The sequence below is a fragment of the Rhodococcus sp. ARC_M6 genome (assembly GCF_022810305.1).
GTDB lineage: Bacteria > Actinomycetota > Actinomycetes > Mycobacteriales > Mycobacteriaceae > Rhodococcus_F.
The window spans coordinates 206,752-219,256 of record NZ_JALGQH010000005.1; the positions used below are offsets into that span (position 1 = coordinate 206,752).

Genomic DNA, 12,505 nt, shown 5'->3' on the forward strand with positions numbered 1-12,505 from the left:
CAATATTGTCATGTGCCGCGGCGCTGCGTTCAATCAGTGACCCCTATCTGTGATTCTGCTGATATTCCACGCAAAATTGGTGGCGACGCGGTTTCGTTTCGTAAACTCATCAGTTGTGCCATTTGTCGACGGGGTAATCGCCCGCATACCCCAGCCGTTCCGAGATATCGCACTGCGTCACAGCGAGCTGATCAAGTTCGCGATTGTCGGCGGCACGACCTTCCTGATCGACTCGGGCATCTTCTACACGCTCAAGTTGTCGATCCTCGAATCCAAGCCGATCACCGCAAAGATCATCGCCGGCGTGATCGCCGTGATCGCGTCGTACATCCTCAACCGGGAGTGGTCGTTCAAGAATCGCGGCGGCCGTGAACCCGCGCATGAGGCGGCGTTGTTCTTCATGATCAGCGCTATCGGCGTGGTGATCAGCTTCATCCCGCTGTACATCTCGAGTTACGTGTTCAATCTCCGCGTGCCGGAAGTCAGTTTGGCCACGGAGAACATCGCCGACTTCGTCAGTGCCTACATCATCGGCAACCTTCTGCAGATGATTTTCCGGTTCTGGACCTTCCGCAAGTTCGTGTTCCCGGAAGAGAACGGCCCGATCATTACCGAGGAACACGTACGGACTGCCGAAGAGGAAGAGGAACTCGGCCACTCCTGACCGCGCTCAGCGCGGCTCCCGGAGCACACTCACGTCGGGTGGTCGTTCCTGTCCCCGCCCGGTTGCCACCGGCAAGAACACCGCGAACAGTGCCGGCTTGCGCCGTTGCAGTTCGAGTCGTCCGCCGTCCATTTCGATCAATGCCCGGGCAAGCGCCAATCCGACACCGGTCGAGCCGGCTCCGGAGAATCCGCGATCGAAAATGTGCGGGGCAAGATTGTTGTCGACGCCTTCGCCCTCGTCAGTCACCTCGACGCACACCATCGGTTCCCGTTGACCCGCTCCCGCGATCAACCGCACCGAGACTGCGGCGTTGCCGCCGCCGTGCTCATACGCGTTGTCGACCAAAACCGAGACGGCTTCCCGCAAACGAGAACCGGTGGTCGACGCGAGCACACCCCGGTCACCGTTGAGACGGAGCTTCCGGCCATCGTCCTCGAACTGTGGTCGCCAATCGCGCGTCACGCTCTCGAGTTCCCCGACCACGGACACACTCTTGGTCGCAGAACTGCTGCTTCGCGAAGACCGGACCAGCTCGTCGATCCCGTCCGTCAACCGGTCGACCTGAGCCATCGCTTCTTCGGCCTCGTTGACTACGTCGGGATCCTCGTGCACGGACAACTCGTCCAAACGCAACCGCACTGCGGTCAGTCGGCTGCGCAATTGGTGCGAGACGTCCCCGACCAAGGCGCGCTCCCGCTGCAATTGTCCCGCGATTTCGACGGTCGCGGCATCGAGAACATCGGAAACTCGGTCGAGTTCCGGGATGGCGTGGCGCCGGGGATCGGGCCGGAAGTCGCCTTCTGCCAATCGCGCCGCCCGGTCGGCGACGTCTTGCAGTGGATCGGCGAGTCGGCGCGCGGTCACAACGGCGACAACAGCGCCGGTCGTCATTGCGAGGAGGACAAGAATCCCGACCGCAGCAACAGCTTGTTTCTGCTGAGTACGCACTTTCTCCGAAGGAACCTCGAGGCGCAGCGATCCCGACGATCCCATCGCCAGCGATTCGACGAGTGGGTTCTTCACCGCCGACTCACCGAGGTCGACACGTGAGGCCCCGTCCGAGACCGTCGGATACACGATCACCAGGCGGCCGCCTCGCGGGGTCAGTAGGCGTAGTGCGTCGGTGTCGAGGGTCCCGTCGACCACCCCACTCGCACCTTCTTGAGCGATCACCTCGGTTGCCATCCGATCCAAGCGGACACGCAGGTCGCTCCGGCTCACATCCTCGACCCACAACCACGCGGTGTAGATCAGCGGAGCACCGAGGAGCAGAGCCGTGAGGATCACGACACCGAGAATCGATTGAAGAATGCGACGACGCATCGACCGGGGTTCGTTCTAGTCGGTGTTGATGCGGAAACCGACGCCGCGCACCGTGGCGATCCGACGTTCGACAGCCGGTCCCTCGTCGCCGATCTTCCGTCGCAGCCAGGACATGTGCATGTCCAATGTTTTTGATCCACGAAGTTCGACGTCGCCCCAGACCTCACGCAGGATCGTATCTCGCGAGACAACTTCACCGGCATGCTCGAGGAGCACCCGCAGGAGTTCGTATTCCTTGTTGGCCAAGGCGATCTCGGATCCGTTGACCAGGACGCGACGAGCCGCCGGTTCGAGACGGATGCCACCGACCTCGACGATGCTGTCTTCACGGCTGCCATGCCTACGCAGCAGTGCTCGAACACGAGCCATGAGTTCGGCGAGGCGAAACGGCTTTCCGACGTAGTCGTCGGCCCCCGCATCGAGACCGACGACAAAATCGACCTCGTCGGTTCGAGCGGTCAGCATCAATACCGCCAATCCCGTTCGATGTGCGCGAATCTGGCGGCACACCTCGAGACCATCCATTCCGGGCAGGCCGAGATCGAGAATCAACAGATCGAAGTCACCCTCGAGCGCTTGTTGAAGTGCAGCGGGCCCGGTCTGTTCGACGGTAACCGTGTACCCCTCGCGCCCCAATGCTCGGGCAAGCGGTGCAGCGATGGCCTCGTCGTCTTCGGCTAGCAATACGGCAGTCACAGGGGACAGCGTACGTACTGCGGTCCTTTGCACGTTGATTACCAGCCGTTTTCGTCGTCCGCATCATGATCAGCCGGGTAGTGATCGTCGGTGCGATTGCGTTCCCGAGGTTGCAAGGTGGAGTCGAAAACCTGGTGATAAAGCATCGCGTGAACCTGCTCGACGTCCGGAATGTCATCGAATTCGAGCGGATCGTCACTGGCCGACGCGATCACGAGAGTGCCGGTCTTGAGCATTCGATCGATCAGGCCGTGCCGAAACTGGACGTTGCTGATCCGCCCCATCGGAATATCGATACCGGTGTGTGTCAGGACGCCGTGCCGAATGAGGACTCGTCGATCAGTGACGATGAAATGCGTGAACTTCCAGACCGTGAACGGTGCCACCGAGCGCCAGAGAACAACCCCCAGCCAGATGACACCGATCGCGATCGACAGAACTGTTCGCGTCGTACCGTCCGCCCGATCCTGTGTCAGCCCGAGCAGAAACCCCGCCACCGCCGTCGCCAGGACAAAGGTGAGTGCCGGAAGCACCAACATCTTCCAATGCGGATGCCGATGCAGGATCAGTTCCTCGTCTTGCGCGAGAGCATCTTCCGGATATCCCATGAGTGGCAGTCTGCCACCTCAGCCGGACAGTGCTGTCAGGGCTTGCTGAGCTTGCGCAGCACCAACGGTGTGATGACGATGATGATGCCGTAGAGAACCATCCAGACACCGACGACGATGCGGAACACCTCAAGGGACAGTTCCGGCTGCAGCAGGACGATTGCACCGGCCACGATGCTGATCACGCCCAGCACGATCGACAGTCCGCGATCCACTGTTCCGCCCTTGGCCGCGTCGACGATGTCGAGCACGCCGCGGAATACCCACCACGCGCCGATCACGAGGGCGATCAGCACCACGGTCTGTAGCGGGCTGCGCAGAACGAGGAAGCCGAGGAGCACTGCGAGTGCACCCGAAATCGCGACCAGAGTCCGAGTGCCGCCCGTTGCTGTGACGTCGGCGAAGGACCGGATGATCTGAACAATGCCGAAGCCGAAGAGCTGGATGGCGATCACTACCGCGACGACGAACAGTGTGGCGTTCGGCCACACCAGCACCGCGATACCTAGGCCGAGCGTCAGCAGGCCCAGCAGCACTGTCATCCCGGTCAGAACTCGGCGGGCACTCTCCGCCATCTCGGAATCGGTCGGAAGCACGATCGGTGTGGTCATGACCGAAAAATATCACTCGAACAGACGAAAACCGACAAGGCTCGCTGTTCTCCTAGTCTGCGATCGGCGCAGCCCGCAAATGCGTGATGTCTCCGGCCGCAACCGCGAAAGTTTCACCGCCGCCGTCTTCGATCTCGATGACAACACGACCCGAGGTGTCGATGTCGATTGCGATTCCGAAAACCTCTTTGTCTCCGGGCAGTACTGCGCGAACGCGTTTGCCCAGCGTCCCGCAGCGCTGACGGTATTCGGCCGCCAGCACAGCCGTGTCCCATCCTGATTTCTCCCAGCCGCGGAACTGCGTCGCCAATTCGCGGGCGATCGCTCGAACCAACGTGTCGCGATCGATCGTCTCGGCGTTCTCGAGGAGCAACGACGTTGCCGTCGGCACCGGAAGTTCATCTTCCCCGAGACTGACGTTCAAACCGACGCCCACCACGACGGCGGGGTCGGGGGTGGTCCGTGCCACCTCCGCGAGAATGCCGGCCACCTTCTTGTCCCCGATCAGAACGTCATTGGGCCACTTCAGTTCTGCCGGCACCTCGGCTACCGACCGCAACGCGTCGACGACGGCGATACCGGCCAGAAGCGGCAGCCATCCCATGTCCGCAAGGTTCAGTCCGGGCATGACCAACAGAACCGACATCGAGATCTGGGCCTGCGCCGGGCTGACCCAACTGCGTGAGTGTCGACCGCGCGCACTTTCCTGATACTCGGCAATCAGCACATGACGATCGGCGCCGAGATCCGAAGCGCGGACCAAGAGATCAGCATTGGTGGATCCGGTGCGCTCGACTACGTCGAGTCGGTTCCAGAAAGCACGGGCGTCGGTGTTGTCGTCACTACGCACGAGGACGCGTTGCAATGCGGCGTGATCAAGGGGCGGTCGGTTCAGGTCGGTCCACATAGTCCCAGCCTAGGACGACAAGCAAAATGTACTGGTCAGTAGCTTCGGTTGGTCAAACCTCCACAACCGGACCTGCCTTCGAGGCGGCCCAACTGCTCTCGTTAAGCTCACGACTCATGACCACTGTCCAAGAGCCGAACGCGCCGGAGGCGGCGACCGCACCCGATATCCACACGACCGCGGGAAAGCTCGCGGATCTGCGGATTCGGCAAGCGCAGGCGCAGGCACCGAGCGGCGAAGCCGCCATCGACAAAGTCCACGCCAAAGGCAAGCTGACCGCCCGTGAGCGCATCACCGCACTCCTCGACGAAGGTTCGTTCGTCGAACTCGACCAATTGGCCCGTCACCGCTCGGTGAACTTCGGCCTCGCCGACAACCGTCCCGTCGGCGACGGCGTTGTCACCGGTTACGGCACCATCGACGGCCGCGACGTCTGCGTCTTCTCGCAGGACGCCACCGTCTTCGGTGGATCCCTCGGCGAAATCTACGGTGAGAAGATCGTCAAGGTCATGGACCTCGCGATCCGCACCGGCCGTCCGCTGGTCGGCATCAACGAAGGCGCCGGCGCCCGTATCCAGGAAGGCGTCGTCTCGCTCGGCCTGTACGGCGAGATCTTCCACCGCAACGTCCAGGCATCCGGCGTCATCCCGCAGATCTCCCTGATCATGGGCCCCGCTGCCGGCGGCCACGTCTACTCCCCCGCTCTCACCGACTTCGTCGTGATGGTCGACGAGACCTCGCAGATGTTCGTCACCGGTCCCGACGTCATCAAGACCGTCACCGGCGAAGACGTCACCATGGAAGACCTGGGCGGCGCACGCACCCACATGGTCAAGTCCGGTGTCGCTCACTACGTCGCTTCCGGCGAGCAGGATGCCCTCGACTACGTCAAGGACCTCCTGAGCTACCTGCCCAGCAACAACCAGGCCGCAGCACCGCGCGGCGAGATCACCGATCCGATCGTCGGATCCATCGAGGAAAGCCTCACCGCCGAGGACATCGAACTCGACACCCTGATCCCCGATTCGGCCAACCAGCCCTACGACATGCACGAGGTCATCCGTCGCATCCTCGATGACGACGAATTCCTCGAGGTCCAGGCCGAGCGCGCGATGAACATCATCGTCGGCTTCGGTCGCGTCGACGGCCGCAGCGTCGGCATCGTCGCGAACCAGCCCATGCAGTTCGCCGGTTGCCTCGATATCGATGCTTCCGAGAAGGCTGCGCGCTTCGTCCGTACCTGCGACGCGTTCAACGTCCCGATCATCACTCTCGTCGACGTCCCGGGCTTCCTGCCCGGTACCGAGCAGGAGTACAACGGCATCATCCGCCGCGGCGCGAAGTTGCTATACGCGTACGGCGAGGCCACGGTCGGCAAGATCACCGTCATCACTCGCAAGGCTTACGGCGGAGCGTACGACGTCATGGGCTCCAAGCACATGGGCGCCGATCTCAACCTGGCGTGGCCGACCGCACAGATCGCCGTCATGGGCGCTTCGGGCGCTGTCGGATTCGTTTACCGCAAGCAGCTTCTCGAAGCCGCGAAGAACGGTGACGACGTCGACGCATTGCGTTTGAAGCTGCAGAACGAGTACGAGGACACCCTCGTCAACCCGTATGTCGCTGCCGAGCGCGGATACGTCGACGCGGTCATCCCGCCGTCGCACACCCGTGGCCAGATCGTCGCCGCACTACGACTGCTCGAGCGTAAGTCTGTTTCCCTTCCGCCCAAGAAGCATGGGAACATTCCCCTATGACCGCAGTTACCGAGGACATCGCGCGCGAAGATGTCGCAGTTGTAGAGGCTCAGTCCGCCAACGGTGTCGTCGTCGACGAATCTGCGGCTGACGGCGTCCTCGCTGAACTGACGGAAACCCCGGTTTCCGACGCGTCCGTGATCAAGATCGTCAAGGGCTCGCCCACCGACGTCGAGATCGCGGCGCTGGTCAGTGTCCTTGCTGCTGCAGCCGGCGGCGGCTCCGCTCCGGCCGAGACCGTTCCCACGGAAACATGGGGCGATCCGACGCAGTTCCATCGCACGCGTGCGCCGTACTCTCCGTACGCATACCTGAACCCGTCGATGCGGCGCGGCTGATCTAGCCTGCTCCTGTGACTCAACTAGTTCTGGCTTCGGCATCCCCGGCTCGCCTCGCAGTATTGCGGGCGGCCGGGGTTTTGCCTGTTGTACGTGTGTCCGGTGTCGACGAGGACAAGATCGCGGGTGAACTCGGTCCGGGTGCAGCCCCCGAAAAGGTGGTCACGGTCCTGGCCGAGGCCAAGGCAGCTGAGATCGTTCCCGGTTTGGCTGTCGACGGTTTGACCGATGTTGTTGTCGTCGGCTGTGATTCGATGCTTCTGATCGACGGCGAATTGCAGGGCAAGCCCGGCAGTGTCGATATCGCGCGTCACCGCTGGGCCGCTATGGCCGGCCGTAGTGCCACATTGCTCACCGGCCATTGTGTAATGCGGGTGATCGACGGAAACATCGTCCGCGTGGCATCCGATCACAGCGCCACCGTGGTGCATTTCGCCAATCCGTCGACAGCAGACCTCGAGGCTTATCTGGCCACCGGAGAACCACTGCAGGTTGCGGGCGCATTCACCCTGGACAGCCTGGGCGGATGGTTCATCGAGAAAATCGAGGGCGACCCGTCGAGTGTCATTGGCATCGGATTACCCTTGGTACGAACACTTTTGGAGCGTGTCGGCGTTTCCGTTTCCGAACTGTGGCGGACTCAGAGCATCCTCTAGGTTACGGAATTCTTCCTGGGCAGACCCAGCGATGCGAGCGCGATTGCCAGTGCAATTGCGGCAATGATCGTCAGCACGCTTCGCTGGGCCTGCAGGAAGGCTTCTCCCGCTGCCGATCTCGTCGAGGTGTAGGCAGTTTTGACTGCGATCTGGGCCGGGCCGCTCGCGGCAAGTGCGGAACCCTGGGAACGACAGTGCGGCGCCACGCTCATCGGCGATCCTGATTCGAGTTGGCTTGTCGCACAATCGACAAAGGTTTTCTCGGCAATATCCCGGATCCCCTGATCGAGCCCCGCTGCCTCGAGTTCTGCGACATAGTTGCTTCGCTCGTCATGCACTGCCGCAGGCGCGTTGCCCGCAACCAGGGAAAAGAACACGACTCCGATCAATGCCAGCCCGATCGAGCTACCGACCTGCTGCACCGTTGGCAGAAGTCCTGACACCGAACCGGCGTGTTCCGGCTGAACGCTCGCGAGGATGGCCGTCTGCAAGGGCGCGACAAAGAGTCCCAGCCCGGCGCCACCGATCAGCAGGGGTCCAGCGAGCGAGAGCCACGAAGGATCCGTTCCCACCCGCCCCAGAATTTCCCCCAGCGTCAATAACGAGCCCGCGAAAACGATCATCCCGAGAATCAGCACACGGTTGCCGAGAAGTTTGTACACAGCAGACGAAAAGACCGCAGCGACGCCCATTCCCACGGCCCAGGGCAACGTCATGACACCGGCTCGAAGCGGCGAGAATCCGAACCCGAACTGCAATGTCAGACTGATGGTGAAGATCAACGAGGTCAGCGTTCCGAAGAACACGAACGCCAACGCGGCGCCGACCGCGAACGCTCGATCTCGGAACAGTTCGAGCCGTAGAACGGGATCCCCGCCGCGTTTGCCCAACCGGTATTCGTAGACGACAAACGCAACCGCCACGGGTATCGACGCAGCGATCATCAGCACCAGCGAAATCGGCCAACCTCTCGCGCGCCCTTCGGCGAGTGGGAAAATCAACAAGAACAGCGCCAGGGACGACAACACTGCGCCCACCAGATCCAAGGACCGCACGTGCTCCGACCGAGCGTCGGCCAGGTGGAAGTAACCCAGCACCAATGCCGCGATGCCGATCGGAATGTTGACGAAGAAGATCAGGCGCCAACCCCAGTCGAAGAGATTCCACTCGATGAGCAATCCGCCGATCAGCGGACCACTGACGGTCGCAAGTCCGATGGTGGCGCCGTAGATTCCGAATACCCTCGGGTGCCGGTCTTTGGGAAAGAGCCCCGAGATGATCGCGAAGGTCTGCGCCGACATCGAACCGGCCGCCAAACCCTGCAGGCCACGGCACACGATGAGCATCACGGCGCTCTGCGCGAGTCCACAGAGCAGCGACGCCAGAACGAAGACCGCCAGCGCAGTCAGGAAGACGCTACGACGCCCCCAGAGATCGCCCAGGCGCGCTGCGGTGATCAGTGAGCACGCAAACGCCAACACGTACACGCTGACCATCAGCAATTGCGCAGACACACCCGCACCCAAGTCGACGGCGATACTCGGCAACGCGACATTGACAATTGTCGCGTCGAGCAGTTGCATGAAAGCCGCAGCAAGGCTGGTCGCAAGACCGAGCCAGGGTTTCAAGGTCGATTGCGCGAGAGTAGTCCGCCCAGAGTCAGCGATGACCGGGCCCGAGTTGGGAAGCACCTGGTCACAGTAGTCGAGGTCCTTCGGCTCTGGCAGCGCGGCGAGTTCTGTGGTGCGTCGGTGTCGTCTCGGGCACTGCCCCGATTCATGCCTGTGGATACGTGATCGGTTTAGAAAGCCAAAGATCAGACAACCCGGTCCTCTAAATGGGATAGTTCTTCGTCTGCCTACAAACAGGACAGACGGTTATCACGACATGCGCAGGAGTTTTTCTCGATGGATCTGAACCTGATCACCCACTGGTGCCCGCAACCGGGGAGGGTAGTCGAATGGGGCGTCACCGCAACCAGCGCTGAACGCGCCGTCTCAGCACCGATCGATCGAGATCTACCACCCACAACGATGCAGGACCGTCATGTCCGACGTGCACGTGCCGCTGCCGAGAACGGCGACCCGCAGTCGCCGTGGATCGGAATAGCATTCGACTTCGAAGGCAACCTGGACCGCGAAGCGATGACACGTAGTCTGGCGAAGTACGTTCGCCGCCACGACACCCTGCACAGCTGGTTCTCGTTCGACGAGGCCACATCGGATCCGACGGATGTCACTTTTCCCGTGCGACGGCATGTGGTGCCGTCGGAGTCGATCGACCTCACGTGCCGGGAAGGCCCGGAATTGAGCGATCCGGAGGACGTCCGCGCACTGGTCGCGCAGCGGTTCGCTTCGGAGACCAGCGCACTCGCTTGGCCGGCATTCGTGTTCGGCGCCGTCGAGCATGCGGCGACCGCAGGCAATGCACCGAGTTTCACGATGTTCCACGCGGTCGATCACGCACATACCGACCTGTATTCCATGGTCTTGATGTACTCGGAACTGCGCGCGCTGTATGCGGCCGACGTTGCCGGTGTCGACGCGGCGTTGCCGCCGGCAGGCAGCTACGCCGAAGTGGGCCGACGTGAATTCGCCCGGGCCTCCGTCCTGACGATGGAATCCCCCGAGGTTCACCAATGGCTCGGATATTTGATGCGCAGCGGTGGTTCGTTTCCGGGATTCGCGCTGCCCCTCGGTGCTGACGACGCCCCGAAACCAGCCATCGGTTCACGGTTCGACCTGGCCGACAGCGCCGAATGCGAGAAATTCGGCGAGGTCTGCAAAGCCAACGGTTCGAACTTCATCGGTGGAATCTTCACCGCACTCGCCATCACCGAATTCGAACTGGCGGGACGGAGCAATTACATTGCACTGTCCCCCGTCAACACACGAACCGAGAACGACGAGTCCTCCCAAGGTTGGTTCATCAACTTGATTCCGGTGGGAATCGACATCGGCGAGAAACGATCGTTCACCGCGTTGGCCGAAACTGGACAGCAGGCGTATCACCAGGGCAAGACACTTCTGGACGTATCGGTGCAGCAGGTCATCGACGTCGTTCTCGCCAGTATGGGCGACGCCGGCGCGTCGAGCGGATTGTCGAAGACCTTGACGCCGCCGCCGCTCGTCTCGTACATCGACGGCAGACGGACGCCCGACTCCGATAGTTATGTTGCCACCAACGCAACAGGAATTGTCGGTGGAAAGGAAACGCAGATCGCGTCCGTCTGGATCAACCGTGTACACGAGGGCGCCTGGATGGCGATCTCGCATCCGGATACCCCCACCGCGCACGAATCGGTCACACGGTTCGCCACGCATCTCTCCGGAGTAATCAAAGCTGTTGCAACACAGGGTGATTACTCCTTCTCGGACACATTCGGCGTCGTCTGATGCACGTAACGTCGATCGATGGATACGGTCTCGAACCTGGCGTCGTCACCGAATGGGCGATGCAGCCCATCGAGGGTTCGCTCACCGAATCACTGGTGCCACCGTCGTACAACCAGCATTTTCATCTGGAGACTGCCCGCACCCACGGCGTCGGCCGAAGCGTCTGGATGGCGGCCGCTTTCGACCTCCCCGGCCAATTGAACCGGCCGGCGTTGGAAATCGCACTACGCCTGTTCATCAGCCGGCACGATACGCTGCACACAGGTTTCGAGATCGACGAATTTTCCACTGTCCGTTTGGATCTCAATGCCGATACCGCGATAATCATCACGTCGGACCCGCTGACAACAGTGACCACCGACGAGCTACGGCGCCATCTCAAGCAGCGATTCACACTGGTCTGTGATCCCTTGACCTTCCCCGCGTACACCTTTGCCACCGTAGAACGCGACGAGCACTACACCGTTCTGAGCGCCTTCGACCACACCCTGGTCGACGGCTATTCACTGGTCATCGCCCTCGGTGAACTTCGGCAGATCTACGAGGGACTGAACGCACTCCCCCGCCTCGACGATGCACAGGCCGTTGCCGAGTTGATGGACAAATTGGGTAATCCTGGAAGTTTCGTACGGTACTGCGAATTGGAAGCGGACGGCCTGGTACCCGTCGACAATGATCCGCGCATCCGGGAGTGGGAGCGATTCTACGAAATCTGCGGCGGAACGTCGCCGAGCTTCCCACTGGACCTCGGCGTAGTGGCCGGACAACCAGCGCCGCAAGGTGCTGACGTGCGTGTCCTACTCGATGCGGAGCGGACTGCCGATTTCGATGCGATATGCCTCGCGGCGGGCGGCAGTGTGTTCACGGGAATTCTCACGGCAATGGGGCTGACAACTCAGGCAAGTACCGGCAAATCGGCACTGCCACTGCAGTTTCCGCTACACATCCGCAAGGATCCCCGGTGGGCCGACGCCATCGGATGGCTCACCACAAGCGCACCGATCACCGTGCAGGTCACCCCGGACGCCGATTTCGGCGCTTCGCTGGCGCACACACACGCGTCATTCCGTGTTGCGCTCACACTCGAGGGCCTGACCATGGCGCAGGTTCGAGATGCTTTGGGCGGGAAGATCCGTCGTACTCGTACGGATGTTTTCATGGTGTCGTACATCGACTACCGCAAACTTCCCGGTACCGACGATCATGAACTGCTCAATGCTCACCACATCAGCAACGTCACCGTCGCGGACGACGCCCAGTTCTGGATCTCGCGAACCAATCGCGGTTTGTCACTCCGATCGCGATTCCCGGATACCGGCGTAGCGAACGTCACTATGGTGAAATTCCTCACTGAACTCGGCCGAATTTTGCAGGACATCTGCGAGCGCGGTGTAACGCCGATCGGAAGTCTCACCGAACAATTGAGAGATTCGGTAGTCGAAGCAGGTACACCGCAGATCTAGTTCTTCGGCACTGGGTACGGGTGGGCCGAACTTGCTTCCAGCGCGCCTTCGCGCAGGAAGCGCCTAGAATCGATGCAGTCCGTC

At 61.6% G+C, this 12,505-nt stretch carries 12 protein-coding genes; 6 read left to right on the forward strand and 6 right to left on the reverse strand.

What is annotated here, in order from left to right:
- Nucleotides 1-115: 115 nt before the first annotated feature.
- Nucleotides 116-664 carry a GtrA family protein gene (locus MTX36_RS09230; RefSeq protein WP_243619411.1) on the forward strand — a complete coding sequence of 183 codons (549 nt, stop codon included), beginning with the start codon at nucleotides 116-118 and terminating at the stop codon, nucleotides 662-664.
- A 6-nt stretch (nucleotides 665-670) separates the two neighbouring features.
- Here the strand turns inward: MTX36_RS09230 and MTX36_RS09235 are convergent, their stop codons facing one another.
- The 5 genes from MTX36_RS09235 to MTX36_RS09255 are packed head-to-tail and all read right to left on the reverse strand — an operon-like array spanning nucleotide 671 to nucleotide 4,812.
- Nucleotides 671-1,990 (reverse strand): HAMP domain-containing sensor histidine kinase, encoded by a 1,320-nt coding sequence (locus MTX36_RS09235; RefSeq protein WP_243619412.1) that lies wholly within the window; start codon nucleotides 1,988-1,990, stop codon nucleotides 671-673.
- A gap of 15 nt (nucleotides 1,991-2,005) precedes the next feature.
- A complete protein-coding gene (locus MTX36_RS09240; RefSeq protein WP_094272073.1) occupies nucleotides 2,006-2,686 on the reverse strand; it encodes a response regulator transcription factor in 681 nt (226 codons plus the stop codon).
- 38 nt (nucleotides 2,687-2,724) lie between these two features.
- Nucleotides 2,725-3,294 carry a PH domain-containing protein gene (locus tag MTX36_RS09245; protein ID WP_243619413.1) on the reverse strand — a complete coding sequence of 190 codons (570 nt, stop codon included), beginning with the start codon at nucleotides 3,292-3,294 and terminating at the stop codon, nucleotides 2,725-2,727.
- Nucleotides 3,295-3,329: 35 nt separating this feature from the next.
- Nucleotides 3,330-3,905, reverse strand: a complete 576-nt coding sequence (locus tag MTX36_RS09250) for an HdeD family acid-resistance protein (protein ID WP_094272071.1) — start codon at nucleotides 3,903-3,905, stop codon at nucleotides 3,330-3,332.
- 52 nt (nucleotides 3,906-3,957) lie between these two features.
- The gene (locus MTX36_RS09255; RefSeq protein WP_243619414.1) at nucleotides 3,958-4,812 is read right to left on the reverse strand and encodes a biotin--[acetyl-CoA-carboxylase] ligase; all 855 of its coding nucleotides are present in this window, start codon (nucleotides 4,810-4,812) and stop codon (nucleotides 3,958-3,960) included.
- 116 nt (nucleotides 4,813-4,928) lie between these two features.
- On the opposite strand from MTX36_RS09255, the gene MTX36_RS09260 reads away from it, so the two are divergent.
- Genes MTX36_RS09260 through MTX36_RS09270 form a run of 3 tightly spaced genes read left to right on the forward strand, consistent with a single transcriptional unit; the run spans nucleotide 4,929 to nucleotide 7,563 of the window.
- A complete protein-coding gene (locus MTX36_RS09260; RefSeq protein ID WP_243619415.1) occupies nucleotides 4,929-6,569 on the forward strand; it encodes an acyl-CoA carboxylase subunit beta in 1,641 nt (546 codons plus the stop codon).
- On the forward strand, nucleotides 6,566-6,907 hold the full coding sequence (locus MTX36_RS09265) for an acyl-CoA carboxylase epsilon subunit (protein WP_243619416.1): 342 nt from the start codon (nucleotides 6,566-6,568) through the stop codon (nucleotides 6,905-6,907). Before MTX36_RS09260 ends, MTX36_RS09265 begins: the two co-directional genes overlap by 4 nt.
- Nucleotides 6,908-6,921: 14 nt before the next feature.
- Entirely contained in the window at nucleotides 6,922-7,563 is a 642-nt protein-coding gene (locus MTX36_RS09270) for a nucleoside triphosphate pyrophosphatase (protein WP_243619417.1), read from the forward strand.
- Here the strand turns inward: MTX36_RS09270 and MTX36_RS09275 are convergent.
- Nucleotides 7,560-9,230 (reverse strand): MFS transporter, encoded by a 1,671-nt coding sequence (locus MTX36_RS09275; RefSeq protein ID WP_308198209.1) that lies wholly within the window; start codon nucleotides 9,228-9,230, stop codon nucleotides 7,560-7,562. The two genes, MTX36_RS09270 and MTX36_RS09275, sit on opposite strands and share 4 nt — an antisense overlap.
- 240 nt (nucleotides 9,231-9,470) lie before the next feature.
- Here MTX36_RS09275 and MTX36_RS09280 point away from each other — a divergent pair, with 240 nt between their 5' ends.
- Nucleotides 9,471-10,958 (forward strand): condensation domain-containing protein, encoded by a 1,488-nt coding sequence (locus MTX36_RS09280; protein WP_243619418.1) that lies wholly within the window; start codon nucleotides 9,471-9,473, stop codon nucleotides 10,956-10,958.
- Nucleotides 10,958-12,421 (forward strand): condensation domain-containing protein, encoded by a 1,464-nt coding sequence (locus tag MTX36_RS09285; RefSeq protein WP_243619419.1) that lies wholly within the window; start codon nucleotides 10,958-10,960, stop codon nucleotides 12,419-12,421. The genes MTX36_RS09280 and MTX36_RS09285 overlap by 1 nt, the downstream gene beginning before the upstream one ends.
- The last annotated feature ends 84 nt before the right edge of the window (nucleotides 12,422-12,505 follow it).